This window comes from Caulobacter sp. GW821-FHT11A05, assembly GCF_058809015.1.
The window spans coordinates 138,649-155,126 of the sequence record NZ_JBXASF010000005.1 but is presented as its reverse complement, the minus strand read 5'-3'; the positions used below and the strand labels follow the sequence as shown (position 1 = coordinate 155,126).

Here is a 16,478-nt window from a genome sequence, read left to right as displayed (position 1 = left end):
CCTTGCCCGACCTAGCGTCTGGCTGAAATGACATTGATCCCTCAATTTACGCCAACCCCGACATGAAGCGCATAGGCGTCCTGGTCTTCCCCGACTTCCAGCTGCTCGACGCGGCCGGCCCGATGTCGGCGTTCGAGATCGCCGCCCGCTATCGGCCCGGCGCCTACGCCATCGAGACCCTCAGCCGCCATGGCGGCCTGGTCCGCTCCTCGGCCGGCGTCGCCATCGACAGCCGGCCGTTCGATGCCGCCGATCGCTTCGACACCCTGCTGCTCAGCGGTGGTGAGGGCACGCGCGGCCCGGCCATCTGCGAGACCACCCTGGCCTTCGTGCGGGCGGCGGCGGTCAATGCCCGGCGCGTCGCCTCGGTCTGTTCGGGGGCCTACATCCTGGCCGAGGCCGGGCTGCTGGAGGGCCGCCGGGCGACCACCCACTGGAACCGCACCGACCATTTCCGCCGCGCCTATCCGGGCGTGAGGCTGGAGCCAGACCGCATCTTCGTCCGCGACGGCCCCATCTGGACCAGCGCCGGCATCACCGCCGGCATCGACCTGGCCCTGGCCCTGATCGGCGAGGACCTGGGCGAGGACATCGCCCGCAAGACCGCCCAGCAGCTGGTCGTCTACCACCGCCGGCCCGGCGGCCAGTCGCAGTTCTCGGCCCTGCTGGAGATGGAGGCCGGCGGCCGCTTCGATCCCCTGCTGGCCTGGATGCGCGAGAACCTGCGCCGGCCGCTGACGGTGCCGGACCTGGCCGAACAGGCGATGATGAGCGAACGCACCTTCCTGCGCGCCTTCTCCGCCGAACTGGGCCTGACCCCCGCCAAGGCCGTCGAACGCCTGCGCCTAGAAGCAGCCCGCGCCCTACTGGAAAGCCAGCCCCTGCAGGTCGAGGACGTCGCCATGGAGGTGGGCTTCGGCGACAGCGAACGCATGCGCCGGGCGTTTCTCCGGGCGTTCGGGCAGCCGCCCCAGGCGTTGCGCAGGTCATCGGGCGTCGCGACCGTAAACTAGTGTATCCTCACGCCCCTGTGTGGTGACGCGCCTCCCGCCGCCGGGTCAATGTCGGCCTCCCCACAAACGGAGACGCCCCCATGGCCCACAAGTTCGAGATCTATAAGGACAAGGCCGGCGAGTACCGGGTCCGCTTCAAGTACAACAGCGAGGTCATCTTCTCGACCGAGGGCTACAGCTCCAAGGCCTCCGCCCAGAACGCCATCGACTCCATCAAGAAGAACGGGCCTGACGCCCCGACGGAAGACAACAGCTGAGCTTGACCTTCGACCGCCTCCCGCATCTGATCGGCGATAACCAATAATCAGACGGGAGACGGCCATGGCCACGGCCAGCGCCAACGGGCGCAGAAGCATCTTCATCACCGGCGGGGCGAGCGGCATCGGCCTGGGCGCCGCCAGGCGGTTCGTCAGGGAAGGCTGGTTCGTCGGCCTGGCCGATATCGACAAGGCCGGGCTGAAGGCGGCCCTGGCCGAGATCGGCCCCGGCAACGGCGTCACCCTCGATCTCGACGTGCGCGACCTGAAGCAGTGGGAAAAGGCCATGGCGACCTTCGCCAAGGCCAGCGGCGGGCGGCTGGATATCCTGCTCAACAACGCCGGCATCGCCCGCTACGGCTACCTCGAGGAGCAGAGCCCCGAGGAGGGCGACCTGCAGATCGATATTAATGTGAAGGGCGTGGTCAACGGCGCCCGCGCCGGCCTGGAGCTGTTGAAAGCCACGCCGGGCTCGACCTTGATCAACGTCGCCAGCTGCGCCGGCCTGTTCGGGGCCCCGCGGATGGCCATCTACGCGGCCACCAAGTTCGCCGTGCGCGGCCTGTCGGAAGCGCTGGAGGCGGAGTTCGCCCGCTTCGGCGTGGCGGTGCGCTGCATCATGCCCTGGTTCGTCGACACCCCGATCCTCAACGCCGGCGCCTCCGGCACCAACATGAAGATCACCGACGCCATCCGCGAGGGCGGCTCGCCGGTCTACACGGTCGAGGAGGCGGCGCAGGTGATCTGGGACGCGGCCCAGGGCAAGGGCGGCAAGCTCAACTACATCGTCGGCAAGGCGGGGCGCGACCTGGCGCTGACCTTGCGGTTCATGCCGAACGCGGTGCGCAAGCGGCTGAAGGCGCTGGCGACGGCCAGCTGAATCCTTCTCCCGCTTGTCGGGAGAAGGTGGGCCCCGAAGGGGCTCGGATGAGGGCAGCGCCGCCGCCAGCCTTTCGAGCAATGAAAAGGGCAGTCACCGGAGGCCGGTGCTGCCCTCATCCGGCCGCTGCGCGGCCACCTTCTCCCGACAAGCGGGAGAAGGGAATCTCACATCGCGCTCGCCGACGGAGCCGCCGCTTCGGGCGCCTTCGGCGCCGAGGCCGGCTCCTTGGGCTTTTCCGCCGGACCGCCGACGCCGGCGGCCGGCGTCTCGGTGACGGCCGAGGCCAGGATCACCTTGGCGCCGGATGGCGTCACGACCTCATAGGGCTGCGGGCCGGCCGGCAGGCCGGTGGCCGCGACGACCTGGAAGTCGCCATCCGGGCTCGACAGGCGCGGGCGGCCGTCAAAGGCACCCGGCGCGCCGCGTCCGCCGCCGAAGCGGTAGAAGACATGCATCCCGACCTGCTGCACCCGCACCATGCGGGGGCCCCAGCCGGGCGAGACGTTGATGGTGTGGAAGTGGGTTGCGTTGCCGACGCTGGCCATCACCTCGCCGGCGATGGCGCGGCTGGCGACCTTGCGGGCCCGGTTCCAGGCCCCGGCCTCACGGCCGCGGCGCATCGAGCCGTCGCAGGCGAAGCTGAACTGGCAGACGCCGAAGGCGCGCTGGAAGACCACCGAGCAGACGCTCTTGGGAAAGGCCGGGTGACGCACGCGGTTGAGCACCACCTGGGCGACGGCCGCCTGGCCGGCCGGGGTCTCGCCGCGGGCTTCGTAGTAGACGGCCTGGGTCAGGCACTCCAGATCGCGCGAGGCGTCGAGGGCGCCGGTCAGGCGGAAGGGCTCGGCGGCGGGGTTGAACGGCCCGCCGAAGCTGGCGCGCAGCACCAGGCCCTCGGCCGGCTTCGCGCCGTTGACGAAGCTGGCGGTGGCGGGGGCCGGAGCGGCCCGGTCCATGCGGGCGACTTCCAGCGCCGTCTGGCGATCGCGCTGGGCGCCGCCGGTGGTCAGCATGGGATCGTAGCGGCGGGCCAGGGCCAGGGCGGCCGGGTCCATGTCGAGCACCCGGTCGCGAAGGGCGACCTCCGAATAGCCGCCGCCCGCGGCCTGGGCCATGTCGGCCATACGGACGTTCTGCTCGCGTGCATCAGCGGTGCCCGCCACATAGGCGGCCGCGACGATGAGGCCCATGGCGGCGCCTGTCGATGCGCCAACGGCCAGGGCCCGCGCGCCAGCGCGGCTCCGTTCAAACAAAAACAAAGGTCTCAAGTCCTGTGCGACGAGGGCAGGATGCGCCCCCCAGATCGGCGCCGGTCAGGTCCAAAATACGCTACGCGGACGATCAACCGGTCGATTCGGCCAGGTTCAGGAAGTGGCCGAGGTCGTCCTTATCCCAGACTTTATGGCTCAAATGTGGCTGATTCGCAAGCCGGTGCTGCAGTGCAGCATGAAGCAGGCCGTCAGATTTCGCGGACCGGATGGTTAACACCCTCAAGTTCTTGCAGATTCCCGAAGACTCCGGCGCATCCCCGCAGTGCGGCAAATTTCGCCTGTTCCGCGAAGATTACTCTGTGACATCTCACGCCGCCCGGCCTCTATCCATTGCGCAAAGCCGCATTGCGAGTCACCATGTTCAACGTCCACCCGTGACGTATTGGAGACGTCCATGAAGAAGCTCATAGCCGGCGCCGCCGCCCTGGCCCTCGCCGCCGCCGCGATGCCCGCGCTCGCGGGCGATCTGCTGTACGAGGCCGCGCCCGACAGCCTGACCGAGAACCTCGACGGCCAGCCCTACTGGTCGGCTCAGGCGCAATGCGCCGGGCTGTTCGGGGCCGCCGCCCAATACCTCACCGACAAGGGCGACAGCGCCGGCGCCGGCGAGTCGGGCAAGCTGGCCATGACCTTCGCCAACGACGCCATCAAGCGCCTGACCAAGGATCGCGGCCTGACCCGCAAGGAAGCCCTGCTGGTCATCGAGCCGGCGGTGCTCAAGGCCCGCGACGAAAGCATGGGCCTGGTCTCCGGCGACACCAGCGCCAAGTCGACCTGGAACTTCGCCCGCAGCTCCTGCCTCGACGTCGCCGAGGCCTACACCCAGGTCAGCTGGTAAGATGATCGTTCGGGGGATTTCCGCGGGCCTGGCCGCCCTTGCCCTTCTCGCTTCGGCGGCGCCGGTCGCCGCCGCTGACCTGACCATGAGCAAGGGCGGCGCCAGCGCCTTGACCGAGGCCGACGTCGGCAAGCCCTACTGGGTGCTGCACGCCCAATGCGCCGGCATCTTCAGCGCCGGCTTCGCCTATCGCGGCGAGGAGGCCGACAAGGCGACCGGCATCGCCATGTTCAACGCCTCCATCGACCGGCTGGTCCGCGACCGGGGCCTCGACCGCAAGGCGGCCCTGGCCCTGGCCTCCGAGCAGCTGGCCAACGGTCGCGAGATGGGCAACGAGATGCTGTCGCGCGGCGGCGACAAACGCAGTGGCCCCTGGAACCTGCAGCGCAGCGCCTGCCTGGACATCTACGAAGGCTACACCGGCAAGTACGGCTGACGGGCGCTACTGCTTGTCGACAGCGAAGTTGGTGCAGCCGCTGCCGCCGAGGATGTCGCCGAACAGGTTCAAGGGATCGCCCGGGCTCTTGCCGCGGTACATCCGGCCCCGGATGCCGATCATGCTGTAATTGTACGGCTGCTCGATCCACTGAACGCCGTTGAGGGTGAAGGTCTGATCGGCGGCCACCGAGCCCTCGATCCGGAAGCTGCCGGCGGCGAGATACGGATTGTTGTGCCGCGGCCCGAACGCGAAGACGCCCGTGACCCGGCCGTCGGCGTGACCATCCAGGCTCAGGGTCAGGCGAGTCGGGCCCTGGCCGCAGACATAGACCCCCTCCCAGGTTCCATCGAGCGGATTGGCGTCGATGGCCAGGGCCGGGCCCGCCACGGCGGAAAGACCGGCGACGGCGGCGAGGACGGCAAGGCGGCGCATGGCAAACTCCGGTTCGCCGCCAGCACACCACGGCTCCGCCCGGCCGGCATCCTCGCATTGGGGGGTTAGCCGGCCTTCTGCCGCTCCACCCTGAACCTGCCGCAGCCGGCGGCGACGATGTCGCCGCTCAGGACATCCGGCCTGCCCTCGCCGCTGTTGTTGTAGGCCTGGCCGGTCAGGCCGACCATCTCATAGCCCTCCGGCCTGGTGATCCAGATGGTCGGGTTGAACTTCAGCGCCCCGTCCTCGGTGAACACGCCGCGCATGCGGAAGCTGCCATAGACATCGCCGATCCAGAACTGAAAGCCGGCCTGAAACCCGCCCTGCTGGTCGCGGTGGATGGACAGGGTCAGGGCGGTGGTCCCCTGGCCGCAGTCATAGCTGCCCTTCCATTTGCCCTCGACCCAGGCGGCGGCCTGCGCCGATCCCCCGAACCAGAACGGGGCGATCAGGGCCAGGGCGATAAGGACGGCGATGCGCATGGCCCACTCTCGCCGCGCGTCGCCGGCCCGTCATGCTCCAAAACGGGGGACCGCTTCACTGCTGCCAACCCCTGTCACCAGCCCCTCTGGCCCAGCGCGCCCGCGAGACCTACATTCGTCCCATGCCCAGCAACGGTGTTTCAGACGTCTCCGCCCAGTTCGTCCACGACCTCGCGGACGCTCACGCTCCCATGCTGTGGAAGCCCCACCGCCCGGCCCGGCCGGAGAAGTCCGAGGGCGGCCGCCGCTTCAACCTGGTCGCCGACTACGAACCCGCCGGCGACCAGCCGACCGCCATCAAGGAGCTGGTCGCCGGCATCAAGGAGCGCGAGCACGACCAGGTCCTGCTCGGCGTCACCGGCTCGGGCAAGACCTTCACCATGGCCAGCATCATCGCCGAGACCCAGCGTCCGGCCCTGATCCTCGCCCCCAACAAGACCCTGGCCGCCCAGCTCTACAGCGAGTTCAAGTCCTTCTTCCCGGACAACGCCGTCGAGTACTTCGTCAGCTACTACGACTACTACCAGCCGGAAGCCTACGTCGCCCGCACCGACACCTACATCGAGAAGGACTCATCCCGGAACGAACAGATCGACCGCATGCGCCACAGCGCCACCCGGGCGATCCTCGAGCGGGACGACGTCATCGTCGTCGCCTCGGTCAGCTGCATCTACGGCATCGGCTCGGTCGAGACCTACACGGCCATGACCTTCACCCTGTCGGTCGGCGACAGGATCGACGAGAAGCAGCTGATGGCCGACCTGGTGGCCCAGCAGTACAAGCGCAACGACGCCGCCTTCGAGCGCGGCATGTTCCGCCGCCGCGGCGACACCATCGAGATCTTCCCCGCCCACTACGAGGACCGCGCCTGGCGCATCGGCCTGTTCGGCGACGAGGTCGAGGCCATCCAGGAGTTCGATCCCCTGACCGGTCGCAAGACCGCCGACCTGGAGACGGTGAAGATCTACGCCAACAGCCACTACGTCACCCCGCGCCCGACGCTCCGCCAGGCGGTCAACCAGATCAAGGCGGAGCTCAAGCAGCGCCTCGACTGGATGGTCGCCAACGGCAAGCTCCTGGAGGCCCAGCGCCTCGAACAGCGCACCACCTTCGACATCGAGATGATCGAGGCCACCGGCAGCTGCGCCGGCATCGAAAACTACAGCCGCTACCTGACGGGCCGCCGCCCGGGCGAGCCGCCGCCGACCTTCTTCGAATACATCCCCGACAACGCCCTCCTCTTCACCGACGAGAGCCACCAGACCATCCCGCAGATCGGGGCCATGTACAAAGGCGACTACAGTCGCAAATGGAACCTGGCGGAGTACGGCTTCCGCCTGCCCAGCTGCATCGACAACCGCCCCCTGAAGTTCGAGGAGTGGGAGGCCATGCGGCCGCAGACGGTGCATGTCTCGGCCACCCCCGGCTCCTGGGAAATGGACAAGACCGGCGGCGTCTTCGCCGAACAGGTGATCCGCCCCACCGGCCTGATCGACCCGCCGGTCGAGGTCCGCCCGGTGGCGAAGAACAACGCCAGCCAGGTCGACGACGTCATCGCCGAGGCCCGCGACTGCGCCGCCCGCGGCTACCGCACCCTGGTCACCGTCCTGACCAAGAAGATGGCCGAGGACCTCACCGAATACATGCATGAGCAGGGCCTGCGTGTCCGCTACATGCACAGCGACGTCGACACCCTCGAGCGCATCGAGATCATCCGCGACCTGCGCCTGGGCGCCTTCGACATCCTGGTCGGCATCAACCTGCTCAGGGAGGGCCTCGACATCCCCGAGTGCGGCCTGGTCGCCATCCTCGACGCCGACAAGGAGGGTTTCCTGCGCTCGGAGACCAGCCTGATCCAGACCATCGGCCGCGCCGCGCGCAACGTCGACGGCAAGGTCATCCTCTACGCCGACACCATCACCGGCTCGATGGAGCGGGCGATGGGCGAGACCAAGCGCCGGCGCGAGAAGCAGCACGAGTGGAACCAGGCCAACGGCATCACGCCGGAGAGCATCAAGTCCAGCATCAAGGACATCCTGGCCAGCCCCTACGAACGCGACCACGTCCGCATCGACGCCGGCGTGGCGGAGGACGCCAAGCCGTTCCTGGGCAACAACTTCCAGGCCACCCTGCGCGACCTGGAAACCCGCATGCGCGACGCGGCCAGCAACCTGGAATTCGAGACGGCGGCGCGGCTGCGCGACGAGATCAAGCGCCTGAAACTGCTCGACCTGGAGTTCGCCAACGAGGCGCTGACCGGGGCGGGCGAGACGGTGGACGCCAGCGTGCCGAAGGCGCTGCGCAAGCAGGCGCGAGTGGAGGCGGCGGAGGCGTTTCGGAAGGGGAAGCGGTAGGGGGCAGCGGTAGGGGAAATGCCCCATCTCTAGTTGTCTTGATTGACCGCTCTCTCGCGCAGCAAGTAATCACCTTGCGTCATGCACCCATAAGATGCACCATACCTATGCACGCCGCCTAGGGGGAGGATGACGCTTGCTTGCAGACGAGTTCGTTGCCGTCCCGCCTCGTGAAGTATCCGGGGCCCGCACGTTTTCCAGATATGTATTTCAAGCGAACGTATCGCTTTCCTACATTCTTGAGCTGCATCAGACCGATACTGACTATAGAGCAATATTCGAATACCATGACGATCTTATTATTTTGAACTCCAGCGAAACGCCTACGGAGGCTCGCTCCTACCAGATCAAGGGAAAAGACGGGGCAAAATGGACGACGAAAGCCCTGACTTCCCGGGCGACCAAAGGCGACAAGCCACGGTCCATCGCCGGCAAACTTTACTGGGTCATTGATGCACTTGGCGACAAGATCACTACCGCAAGTTTCGTTTCCAACGCGCCGTTCGAGTTCACCTTACCTGACGGCTCCAAGACTACGCCGGACAATACCCTGATAAGGTGTGCCGATTTGTCGTTGGGCGACAAGCGACTGATCCGGGAGGCACTGGACGACGACTTCGCTCCGGTAAGGCAACACGATCATGTTGATATCTTTAGGTTTGAGCGAACGCCGCTTGGCACAAAGGGCTACGATGATCAGATTCGCGGTCGACTAAGCGCCGACCTAGAAAAGGCGGGCGAGATCCTTCCAGTCCACGCCATCCACGAAAGCCTCGTTGGCGAAATTATCAGGCGTTGCTGCAATACGGACGCCGTCGTCGATAACGACCAGTTCTTTCGAGCCAAATCGCTGGGCCGTAACGACGTCGAGGAAATTTTCAATCGCGCCCGAAAAGTATCGCGGTCCGTGATTGATGATTGGGCCACAGTGCAAGCTGACTTCGGTGCCTTGGGTGTCGGCACGGCAGACCAGATTCGTCTTAAAAGCGCCGCAATTCGCTACCTCACGCGGCGTCAAAAGGGCGACCCCAGCGTCGTCAAGTTTGCTCAAGAGGCAAGCTTAGCTCGGATTTCCAACACCGACGCAATAAATTTGGCCGGCTCGTTGCATGAAATCGTCGAACTTCTCCGACCGTCACTTAGCAAAATACAGGGCGTTCTTCCGGTCGGTGATTTTGAAGGTGCCCTTCTGGCGGAGGCTTATGACAGCACATGACACTCCAGGACGTCCAAGGACTTCGCCGCCTACTAACCAGGGGGAAGCGCAGTGGCGCAAAATCTCAAATTCACAAAGCTCTCTCTGCTCTCCGACAAGGAGTCGGCCGGGTTCACGCTGGCGATACAGCCACGGATCACAATAGTCCAAGCGATGAACGGGTACGGCAAGTCGGCCGTAATGAAGAGCCTCTACGAGACCCTGGGAGCGACGCCACACAAAATTGACGACAGTTGGAAAGGGGGACAGATAGCGAGTTTTTTGGAATTCACGTTGGGTACGAGAACGTATACTGCGGCGTACGCCTACGACCAATATGCTCTCTTCGATGAGAACCGCGCCTTATTATTTCGAACCAACAGCAAGACTAAGGAGCTAGGGCCGGCACTAGCGCGCATGTTTGATTTCGGGTTGTTGATGGCAACACGAGACGAAGAAACAATAGTCCCCCCGCCGTCTTACATTTTCGCGCCGTTCTACATCGACCAAGATCATGGGTGGGTCAAACCTTGGACCTCTTTCAAGGACCTATTTCTCCCACGGTCCGCTCCGACGCTCGCCGAGTATCATATCGGCATCAAGTCGAATGCCTATTACCGCGCCCAAGCTGAGCGGGACCGTCTAAACATCGAGCTAAGAGAGGTAGAAAACTCACGACAAGGGCTGGATCAGGCCATCAAGGAAATCGGTATCGCAGATGAAGCCGACGTCCATTTCAGCCTGTCCGATTTTGTCGCTGAGCGCGATCAGCTGGTTGAGGCCGCCGATCAACTCCTTGTTCGGCAAGATCAAAATCGATCGTCCGTGATCTCACTGGCGGAAGAACATCGCCTTTGGCACGAGCAACAGCAACTTCTCGTAGCCGCATTGTCGGAGATCGACGCTGACTTGTCGGCCGCCGGATTCGCACCCGACGATGTCGAATGCCCGACGTGTGGCGCACACTACCAGAACTCGTTCATCGAACGATTTCAGATAGTTGAAAACAAGGACAGCTTGATTTCAGCATTAGTTATTGCTCGTGGAAACGTCTCCTCTACAGCAGTTGCCCTTGAAGAAGCACGCGGTGCCTTAGCAGATGTGGAAATTTCACTCAGTAGAGTTCGTGAAATACTGCACATTGAGAGGGATGGCCTGACTTTCGGCGAAATTTTGAAAGCCGAGGGCCGTAATGAGGCATCGAGGCTACTCCGAGAGAGGATTTCCGCCCTAGACGCGGCAGCTGGCCTGCTACAACGAAAAATTGCTGATCAAACCGATCTAATGAAGGAGGCGGCCGATCCGAAGCGCGCCAGAACAATTCGTTCAGAGTTCGCAGATCGAATGCACAGGTACTGTGCTCAGCTTGACGTTCGCATAGGAGATCGAAAGCGAACCCCCCTGCATTCGGCAGGAAAGGCTCGGGGTAGCGAAGGTACTCGGGAGATTTTGGCATATAGTTTTGCATTCTTGGAAACATCAAAACTCTATGGGTCATCGTCCTTTTGCCCAATAGTCATTGACGCGCCAAATCAGCAGGGTCAGGATGAATACCATCTTCCCCAAATATTGAATTTCATGATAGATAACCTTCCGGATGGTGCCCAGTTGATTTGCGCTGTGGAAGACGCAACGCCGATTGCTCATTTAGATTTGAAGATTGAAAGCGTCGGATTTGAAAAACGGCAGATTTTGAGGTCAGAGAACTACGAAGAGGTAGAATCTTACGCTCGACCGTTCTTGGATTTACTTCTGTTCGGCGAGCCCATGACAGACATCTAACTCGTGGCGGCCGGCACGAGAACGAGAATCCGGTGACAGGATTAGTATTCCCCGGAACCTAAGCTAGTTATGGCCAGCAGCATGGGCGGCAGCCAACGCTTCGGGCGTGGGCGGAACTAGGTTGAACCAATCATAGTTGAAGATCGCCTCCCGTTGCTTGTGGAGTGCGACCGGTGTGATCAATCCCTGCCCAGGAAGTCCGCTGTCCGCATTCACCACGAGAATCGTAAGCGGTTCCAGGCCCTCTTGGTCACACCAGTTCATAATATGACCCAATTGGGCTGCAAATACTCCTGCGCCAGCATAGCCCAGCGTTTCGGCCAAAATGCCGTACGTGATTGTTTGTCGATTGTACGCTAAGCCGATCAGTATTTGATAAATCTGTAGTGCTCTGTAGGGGTTGGTGCGAATTTTGTCGAAGTATTGAAGCGCCATATTTTCCTCCGCTGCCGAGTCTTCAACCGTAAGCCGAGGAACTCGACGTGCGCAAGCGTGCAATGAATATCCATGGACGCTATATCGATTTTCCGATCCGCGGCCCCGCCGGGGCCAACCGACGGCTGAGCCGGAGACAAGATTCGACCCTCCCCATGATCGGGCCTAGGGTGCCTGTCAGGTTTGGGGACCAACATGCGGGGCATTCGAACGACGCTTAGCGTCCTGGCGATCTCGGCCTTGGCGGCCTGCGCGAGTAGCGGTCCGCAATCCATCGGCGGTGGCAAGTTCATGGCCTCGGCCCGAGTGCCGTTCAACGGCCAGACCGGCGCCAAGACCAAGGCGCTCGAAACCGCCAACAGGCACTGCGCATCCCTCGGCAAAGAGGCGCTGGTCGAGGATGTCAAAGCGAGCGAATGCGCCCTGCACGGCGGCTGCGGCGAGGCGGAAGTCGTCTACCGTTGCGTCGATAAGGGCCCGGCGGCGAACTAGCGTTGTCCGGTAGAGAGCGGAAAGCCGGTCTCGTCATAACACCTGATCGAGGTCGTCCTCGACTACCCCGCCGAGGACAGCCTGAAGGTGCTTGAGGGCGACCGTGACTTCGTCGCCAAAGTGCCGCCCGCTGATGTCGGCCTGAATGTAGGGCCGGCCCGGATCGTTGTTCCCGTCCGGCGGCTCGCTTTGCGGCCAGGCATTGTTCGGGTCCGAGTAGATATCGAAGTAGCCGATGGGATCGCCGGTTTCGTCCGCGAGAATCCACGGCTCTCTCTGCCCCGGCAGCAGTTGGTCCAAAGCGACTTCGGCCGCTTCCACGCTCGGCAGGAAGAACAGAAACCGCGACCTCACACATCCTCCTCACACCGCTTCGCCGGGCACACTGGAATTACGGTGGGAATTACGGTGACAGTGCACTAATTTTCACCTTCCGCCCTCGCTTTGCGGGCGCGAGCACCCGACCCGCTTCGGCCTCCAGCCTCGCCAGAAACTCGGCCGCGCCGATCGGGCGTCCAATCGTCTCGGCCCGGCAAAGGCTTCGCGACAGCGCCTCGTCCTCACCGGCGCCGATCATCGCCAGGATGTCGGGATAGCGTGACGGGACCGGCCCGGTCAGGGTCAGCCCGTCGCCGCGATCCGGCGCCAGCAAGGCGTGGATGCTCGACCAACGCCAGTCCACGGCCCGCTCGACCAGGCGGGCTCTCACCACCGTATTGCGGCTACTTCCCCCACACACTGTAGCTGACCTTCACCACGGCCTTGCCGCCGGCGACGCTGACGGCGTCGATGTGGAACTCGGCGACGTGGCCGCCGGTGGTCTTCACGCAGTACCAGCCGTTCTGGACGACGATCTTCGCCCCGGCGGGATAGTCGGCGGCCTTGCAGCCGGCGGCGCCGCGTGGGGCCCCCTTGGGCATCGAGACGTCGGCGCCGTACTGGGTGTTGAAGGCGATGGCGTTGCTCTCGCCGCCGGGCTTGTACTCGTGCAGGCCCAGGTCCGGCTTGCCGTCGCCGTCGAGATCGACCGGGCCGCCGTAGGCCACGGGAACGCCGGCGCCCTGCTTGACCACCTTGGGCGCCACGGTGCGCCCGCCGCCGGCCGGCGGGCGGTTGGGCGGCAGGGGCAAGGCCATGGCCAGCTTCTGCGGATCGACCTTGGGCGACACGGTCGGCGGGCCGGCGGCGCCGATCGAGGCCAGGGTCTGGCTGACCATGCGCCCCTGTTCGGCGGTGACGTCCTTGCCGTTGGCCAGCAGGGTGGCGCGGCAGACGATGGTCTTGGCGTCCGGCGCCGCCTCGGCCGGGTAGAACAGGGTGTTGAAGCCGTCGTCGTTGCTGTTGGGCAGATAGGAGCCGTCCGGCTGGGCGAAGCCGGGGTTGAACACCGGCGCGGTCGCCTTGCCGCCGCCCCGAATGAGGCTCGGGCTGACCGGCCAGGCGGTCGAGGGGGTGGGCGAGGCCGAATAGACGCACTCGCCCGACTTCTGGAAGGTGACGCCCGGATGGGCTTTCCACACCGGGTCGGCGGCGCCGGGCTGGACATTGAAACGCAGCTGGGCCGCGAACGGCGCGGCCCAGGCGGACAGGGCGAGCCCGGCCCAGGCGAGGGCGCCGCCGGCTGCGGCGGCGAGCGCGACACGGCCGACGCGGCCGGCGATCAGGCGGTTCATGGCAGGGTCCCCAGGCGATGCGCCGCCGTGCGAGGCCCCATCACCGCACGCTGCCTTGAGCCGGTCAAGGCGCGGAAATCTGGGGACGCCATATCGATTTCCAGACATCGCTCGCTGCGGCTTCGGAGACGCTTGGGGACGTGCGGCCGCTCGTCCTTCCCCGCCGATGAGGCCTTGCGCCTCTAGGAAAAAGCGGCGTGTCTCCTCACTCCGGATGCGCCTTGGCCCAGTCCAACGCACCCTGCAGGGTGGTCACCCAGATCTCGCCGCGGTGGGCGGCCAGCCAGGCGATCAGTTCGCGGTGCGCGGAGTCGGAGACCTGCAGATAGTCGCCGCCAACGCCGTGGAACAGATAGACCGCCATGCCTCCGCCGGCTCGCGCTTCCTTGGCGATTTCGATCAGCTGCGCGCCCGTGACCCCCTCGGGAAAACCGCGCGCGGGCATGCGCATCGGATCCATCCGGCCGACATCGGCGCGGAGGTCGTCTGGCGAGGTGTAGACCCCGCGCACATAGGTCACCAGGTTCGCGGTCCTGAGGGCCTCAAGATAGTCGCGGCCACCCGCCAGGGTCTGGCCGCATGGCGAGGCAAATCCGTGGGCCGGCTTGCCGTCCAGCGAGGTCAGGAAAACATTCTGCGCCTCGATCTCCTTCAGCATTCTGTCGGTCGTATAGGCGTCCGAAGTGTTGCTGCGGTCGGCGGAAGGGCCGGAGGCGGGGCAGGCGTGCAGGACGGTGTGATTGCCCAGTTCGTGGCCCCCGGCGGCCAAGGCGCGCCAACGCGGAACGGCCGCCGGCCTCAGGCCGGTGATGAAGAAGGTCCCTTTGAATCCGGCGGCGTCCAGCGCCGGGACGGCATGGTCGAGCTGGGAGTCCAGCGCATCGTCGTAGGTCAGCACCACCGCCGCCTTGGCGCCGCCCGGCCATGTCGTCGCCGATGCGGCCGACACGCCGCAAACCAGGCTCATGGCGAGCGCCAGAAGCATCCTCATCGTCATTTCCCCCTCCGCCAATCTCGCATGATTTACACTATGATAGCGCTACCGTGAGGGGCGGGCGAATGCGCCCTGCACGGCGGATGCGGCGAGGCGGAAGTCGTCTACCGCTGCGTCGACAAGGGCTAGCAGGCCGGGGGGCTGCCGCCGACTGTCCCCCACACCGATCATGCTCGCGAAGGCGGGCATCCATGCAGGTTCGGCGGCTTCGGAGGTGCTTGGAGACTCGCGCCTGTCATCCGGTCTCCACAGATGCGGCCGGCCTCGCATGGATGCCCGCCTTCGCGAGCATGATCGGTGGATGGGTGAATTACGATGTCCCCGCCCCGCCGAACCCAGCCCCGCAACCGACGGTAACAGGGTTTGACCGCTCAAACCGCCCACCCCACCTGACTCGCCGCCGCGCCGACGCCAGTATCGGCCGATGGCCCAGCACCCCCCGCTCACCGCCGACCTCGTCGCGCGCATCAACCGCGAACACCTGATCGCCACCCCGCTCGAACCCGCCGACCTATTGTTCGTGTTCGGAACCCGTCACGGCGTCCCCCAGTTCGTCGAGGCCGCCGCCGACCTCTGGCGCCGCGGCTATTTCCGCTGGGCGCTGGTCAGCGGCGGGCCGACCCTGGACGATCCGGAGGACGAAGCCGCCGTCCTGGCGCGCCTGATGGTCGAGGCCGGCGTGCCGCGCGAGGTCATCCTGACCGAGCACCGGGCCATGAACACCGGCGAGAACGTCATCCTCTCCCTGCCGGTCATCGAGGCGCGGATCGGCCTGGCCAACGTCGCCTCGGTGATCGCGCTGGGCAAGGTCTGCACCTCGCGCCGCTACCTGATGACCCTGCAGCGCCATTGGCCGCAGGTGCGCAAGATGCTCCTGGCCATCAACTGGTTCGACCACCCGCTGGAGGCCTGGCCGGGGCACCCGGAATTCCGCGACCGGGTGCTGTCCGAATGGCGCAAGATCGAGCCCTACCGGGCGGCCGGCTATATCGCCGACCTGCCGTGATTGACGGTGACCGTCACGCTTCGCGAGACGGCTGCCGAAGGCGCCGCGCCACCCCACGCGGCGACGGGCCAGTCCGCCACCAAGGGTTGACCCCGGATCAAGGGCGGGCGAGCGTCGCCACGCCTGCAACCCGGAGTCCGCCATGGCCCGCCTCCTGCTGACCGCCGCTCTCAGCCTCATCCTGGCCGGGCCGGCGGCCGCCCAGACCTCCGACGCCGTGAAAATCCTCTGGCAGCGCTGCCGCGCCGAGGCGACCGTCGAGGGCGAGCGGCGCAGCTACTGGAGCCAGACGCTCGGCATGTCGCAAGGCATGTCGATCACGCCGGAATACTGGGCCGCCTATCTGACACAGGTCCATGGCGTGCCGGCCGCCGCGCTGAAGGCGGTGACCTGCCAGGCCTTCCCCACCCCCGAGGCGGCCTTCGCCTGGTCGGCGACCGAGACCGGCCTGCGGCAGATCCAGACGGACTACGCCTCGACGCCGCCAACCATCAGCCTCGCCCCCGCGCCGAAATAGGGCCACCCCACGACATCCCCGGCCCTCGCAAGCGCCCCTCAGGCCCCCCCCACCACAAGCCCGGGGCATTCGCATATGACCGCGGCGGGATGCGTGTGAGTTCGCCTCTGGGCTCCCTTCTCCCCTCGCGGGAGAAGGTGCCGGCGAAGCCGGCGGATGAGGGGGCTCCCCGGCTTCTGACACTGCCTGTCGCCACCGCCTCATCGCGGCTGAAAGACCTATCGACCCCTCAACCGGCGCTTCGCGCCACCTTCTCCCACAAGGGGAGAAGGGACCTCTCACGGCGGCTGACCCAGTCTTGGCCAGCTGTTTTCATACGCGATTGCCCTGCCCACAAGCCGGGGTGAGCGACCCCCCATCAATCCGTCCAGCCCAGCTCCCGCTTCCTCCGCGCCGCCATCTCCAGCAGCGCCAT

At 65.4% G+C, this 16,478-nt stretch carries 19 protein-coding genes; 11 read left to right on the top strand and 8 right to left on the bottom strand.

The features are described 5' to 3' along the window. The first annotated feature begins 62 nt into the window (after positions 1 to 62). From AC1RSK_RS09600 to AC1RSK_RS09590, 3 genes are all read left to right on the top strand, one after another. Complete coding sequence (locus AC1RSK_RS09600; RefSeq protein WP_492907277.1) at positions 63 to 1,013, top strand: GlxA family transcriptional regulator; 951 nt, start codon at positions 63 to 65, stop codon at positions 1,011 to 1,013. A gap of 80 nt (positions 1,014 to 1,093) precedes the next feature. Then, positions 1,094 to 1,270, top strand: a complete 177-nt coding sequence (locus AC1RSK_RS09595; protein WP_492907276.1) for a YegP family protein — start codon at positions 1,094 to 1,096, stop codon at positions 1,268 to 1,270. 64 nt (positions 1,271 to 1,334) lie between these two features. Further along, positions 1,335 to 2,150 (top strand): SDR family oxidoreductase, encoded by an 816-nt coding sequence (locus AC1RSK_RS09590; RefSeq protein WP_492907275.1) that lies wholly within the window; start codon positions 1,335 to 1,337, stop codon positions 2,148 to 2,150. A 167-nt stretch (positions 2,151 to 2,317) separates the two neighbouring features. Here AC1RSK_RS09590 and AC1RSK_RS09585 read toward each other — a convergent pair whose 3' ends face one another. Beyond that, positions 2,318 to 3,343: a cell wall hydrolase gene (locus AC1RSK_RS09585; protein WP_492907274.1), complete on the bottom strand. Its 1,026-nt coding sequence runs from the start codon at positions 3,341 to 3,343 to the stop codon at positions 2,318 to 2,320. Between the two features lie 475 nt (positions 3,344 to 3,818). Between AC1RSK_RS09585 and AC1RSK_RS09580 the strand changes: the two genes are divergently transcribed. Further along, complete coding sequence (locus AC1RSK_RS09580; protein ID WP_492907273.1) at positions 3,819 to 4,262, top strand: hypothetical protein; 444 nt, start codon at positions 3,819 to 3,821, stop codon at positions 4,260 to 4,262. A gap of 1 nt (position 4,263) precedes the next feature. Beyond that, positions 4,264 to 4,698 carry a hypothetical protein gene (locus AC1RSK_RS09575; RefSeq protein ID WP_492907272.1) on the top strand — a complete coding sequence of 145 codons (435 nt, stop codon included), beginning with the start codon at positions 4,264 to 4,266 and terminating at the stop codon, positions 4,696 to 4,698. Positions 4,699 to 4,704: 6 nt separating this feature from the next. Here AC1RSK_RS09575 and AC1RSK_RS09570 read toward each other — a convergent pair whose 3' ends face one another. Both AC1RSK_RS09570 and AC1RSK_RS09565 read right to left on the bottom strand, forming a co-directional pair. Beyond that, positions 4,705 to 5,133, bottom strand: coding sequence for a hypothetical protein (locus tag AC1RSK_RS09570; protein ID WP_492907271.1), 429 nt, complete (start codon positions 5,131 to 5,133; stop codon positions 4,705 to 4,707). Positions 5,134 to 5,198: 65 nt separating this feature from the next. Beyond that, a complete protein-coding gene (locus tag AC1RSK_RS09565) occupies positions 5,199 to 5,615 on the bottom strand; it encodes a hypothetical protein (RefSeq protein WP_492907270.1) in 417 nt (138 codons plus the stop codon). Between the two features lie 122 nt (positions 5,616 to 5,737). Here AC1RSK_RS09565 and uvrB point away from each other — a divergent pair, with 122 nt between their 5' ends. The 3 genes from uvrB (at position 5,738) to AC1RSK_RS09550 (ending at position 10,946) form a co-directional block, all read left to right on the top strand. Beyond that, complete coding sequence (gene uvrB, locus AC1RSK_RS09560) at positions 5,738 to 7,969, top strand: excinuclease ABC subunit UvrB (RefSeq protein ID WP_492907269.1); 2,232 nt, start codon at positions 5,738 to 5,740, stop codon at positions 7,967 to 7,969. Positions 7,970 to 8,105: 136 nt separating this feature from the next. Then, positions 8,106 to 9,185, top strand: coding sequence for a dsDNA nuclease domain-containing protein (locus tag AC1RSK_RS09555; RefSeq protein ID WP_492907268.1), 1,080 nt, complete (start codon positions 8,106 to 8,108; stop codon positions 9,183 to 9,185). Between the two features lie 51 nt (positions 9,186 to 9,236). Then, complete coding sequence (locus AC1RSK_RS09550; RefSeq protein ID WP_492907267.1) at positions 9,237 to 10,946, top strand: hypothetical protein; 1,710 nt, start codon at positions 9,237 to 9,239, stop codon at positions 10,944 to 10,946. Positions 10,947 to 11,009: 63 nt separating this feature from the next. Here AC1RSK_RS09550 and AC1RSK_RS09545 read toward each other — a convergent pair whose 3' ends face one another. Next, positions 11,010 to 11,381: a hypothetical protein gene (locus AC1RSK_RS09545; protein ID WP_492907266.1), complete on the bottom strand. Its 372-nt coding sequence runs from the start codon at positions 11,379 to 11,381 to the stop codon at positions 11,010 to 11,012. 195 nt (positions 11,382 to 11,576) lie between these two features. On the opposite strand from AC1RSK_RS09545, the gene AC1RSK_RS09540 reads away from it, so the two are divergent. Then, positions 11,577 to 11,873: a hypothetical protein gene (locus AC1RSK_RS09540; protein ID WP_492907265.1), complete on the top strand. Its 297-nt coding sequence runs from the start codon at positions 11,577 to 11,579 to the stop codon at positions 11,871 to 11,873. A gap of 33 nt (positions 11,874 to 11,906) precedes the next feature. Here the strand turns inward: AC1RSK_RS09540 and AC1RSK_RS09535 are convergent, their stop codons facing one another. The 4 genes from AC1RSK_RS09535 to AC1RSK_RS09520 form a co-directional block, all read right to left on the bottom strand. Next, entirely contained in the window at positions 11,907 to 12,227 is a 321-nt protein-coding gene (locus AC1RSK_RS09535; protein WP_492907264.1) for a hypothetical protein, read from the bottom strand. Positions 12,228 to 12,276: 49 nt separating this feature from the next. Then, a complete protein-coding gene (locus tag AC1RSK_RS09530; RefSeq protein WP_492907263.1) occupies positions 12,277 to 12,582 on the bottom strand; it encodes a hypothetical protein in 306 nt (101 codons plus the stop codon). A 13-nt stretch (positions 12,583 to 12,595) separates the two neighbouring features. Beyond that, positions 12,596 to 13,546: a hypothetical protein gene (locus tag AC1RSK_RS09525; RefSeq protein ID WP_492907262.1), complete on the bottom strand. Its 951-nt coding sequence runs from the start codon at positions 13,544 to 13,546 to the stop codon at positions 12,596 to 12,598. A gap of 205 nt (positions 13,547 to 13,751) precedes the next feature. Then, positions 13,752 to 14,531, bottom strand: a complete 780-nt coding sequence (locus AC1RSK_RS09520; protein ID WP_492907261.1) for a polysaccharide deacetylase family protein — start codon at positions 14,529 to 14,531, stop codon at positions 13,752 to 13,754. A 433-nt stretch (positions 14,532 to 14,964) separates the two neighbouring features. On the opposite strand from AC1RSK_RS09520, the gene AC1RSK_RS09515 reads away from it, so the two are divergent. Both AC1RSK_RS09515 and AC1RSK_RS09510 read left to right on the top strand, forming a co-directional pair. Continuing rightward, positions 14,965 to 15,546 carry a YdcF family protein gene (locus AC1RSK_RS09515; RefSeq protein ID WP_492907260.1) on the top strand — a complete coding sequence of 194 codons (582 nt, stop codon included), beginning with the start codon at positions 14,965 to 14,967 and terminating at the stop codon, positions 15,544 to 15,546. A gap of 142 nt (positions 15,547 to 15,688) precedes the next feature. Then, a complete protein-coding gene (locus AC1RSK_RS09510; protein WP_492907259.1) occupies positions 15,689 to 16,063 on the top strand; it encodes a hypothetical protein in 375 nt (124 codons plus the stop codon). Positions 16,064 to 16,478 lie beyond the last annotated feature (415 nt).

What these genes read in the sequence shown, in the direction of transcription:
- AC1RSK_RS09600 (WP_492907277.1), top strand. Translation starts at nt 63, where the DNA reads ATGAAGCGCATAGGCGTCCTGGTCTTCCCCGACTTCCAGCTGCTCGAC.
- AC1RSK_RS09595 (WP_492907276.1), top strand. Translation starts at nt 1,094, where the DNA reads ATGGCCCACAAGTTCGAGATCTATAAGGACAAGGCCGGCGAGTACCGG.
- AC1RSK_RS09590 (WP_492907275.1), top strand. Translation starts at nt 1,335, where the DNA reads ATGGCCACGGCCAGCGCCAACGGGCGCAGAAGCATCTTCATCACCGGC.
- AC1RSK_RS09585 (WP_492907274.1), bottom strand. Translation starts at nt 3,343, where the DNA reads ATGGGCCTCATCGTCGCGGCCGCCTATGTGGCGGGCACCGCTGATGCA.
- AC1RSK_RS09580 (WP_492907273.1), top strand. Translation starts at nt 3,819, where the DNA reads ATGAAGAAGCTCATAGCCGGCGCCGCCGCCCTGGCCCTCGCCGCCGCC.
- AC1RSK_RS09575 (WP_492907272.1), top strand. Translation starts at nt 4,264, where the DNA reads ATGATCGTTCGGGGGATTTCCGCGGGCCTGGCCGCCCTTGCCCTTCTC.
- AC1RSK_RS09570 (WP_492907271.1), bottom strand. Translation starts at nt 5,133, where the DNA reads ATGCGCCGCCTTGCCGTCCTCGCCGCCGTCGCCGGTCTTTCCGCCGTG.
- AC1RSK_RS09565 (WP_492907270.1), bottom strand. Translation starts at nt 5,615, where the DNA reads ATGCGCATCGCCGTCCTTATCGCCCTGGCCCTGATCGCCCCGTTCTGG.
- uvrB (WP_492907269.1), top strand. Translation starts at nt 5,738, where the DNA reads ATGCCCAGCAACGGTGTTTCAGACGTCTCCGCCCAGTTCGTCCACGAC.
- AC1RSK_RS09545 (WP_492907266.1), bottom strand. Translation starts at nt 11,381, where the DNA reads ATGGCGCTTCAATACTTCGACAAAATTCGCACCAACCCCTACAGAGCA.
- AC1RSK_RS09540 (WP_492907265.1), top strand. Translation starts at nt 11,577, where the DNA reads ATGCGGGGCATTCGAACGACGCTTAGCGTCCTGGCGATCTCGGCCTTG.
- AC1RSK_RS09525 (WP_492907262.1), bottom strand. Translation starts at nt 13,546, where the DNA reads ATGAACCGCCTGATCGCCGGCCGCGTCGGCCGTGTCGCGCTCGCCGCC.
- AC1RSK_RS09520 (WP_492907261.1), bottom strand. Translation starts at nt 14,531, where the DNA reads ATGCTTCTGGCGCTCGCCATGAGCCTGGTTTGCGGCGTGTCGGCCGCA.
- AC1RSK_RS09515 (WP_492907260.1), top strand. Translation starts at nt 14,965, where the DNA reads ATGGCCCAGCACCCCCCGCTCACCGCCGACCTCGTCGCGCGCATCAAC.
- AC1RSK_RS09510 (WP_492907259.1), top strand. Translation starts at nt 15,689, where the DNA reads ATGGCCCGCCTCCTGCTGACCGCCGCTCTCAGCCTCATCCTGGCCGGG.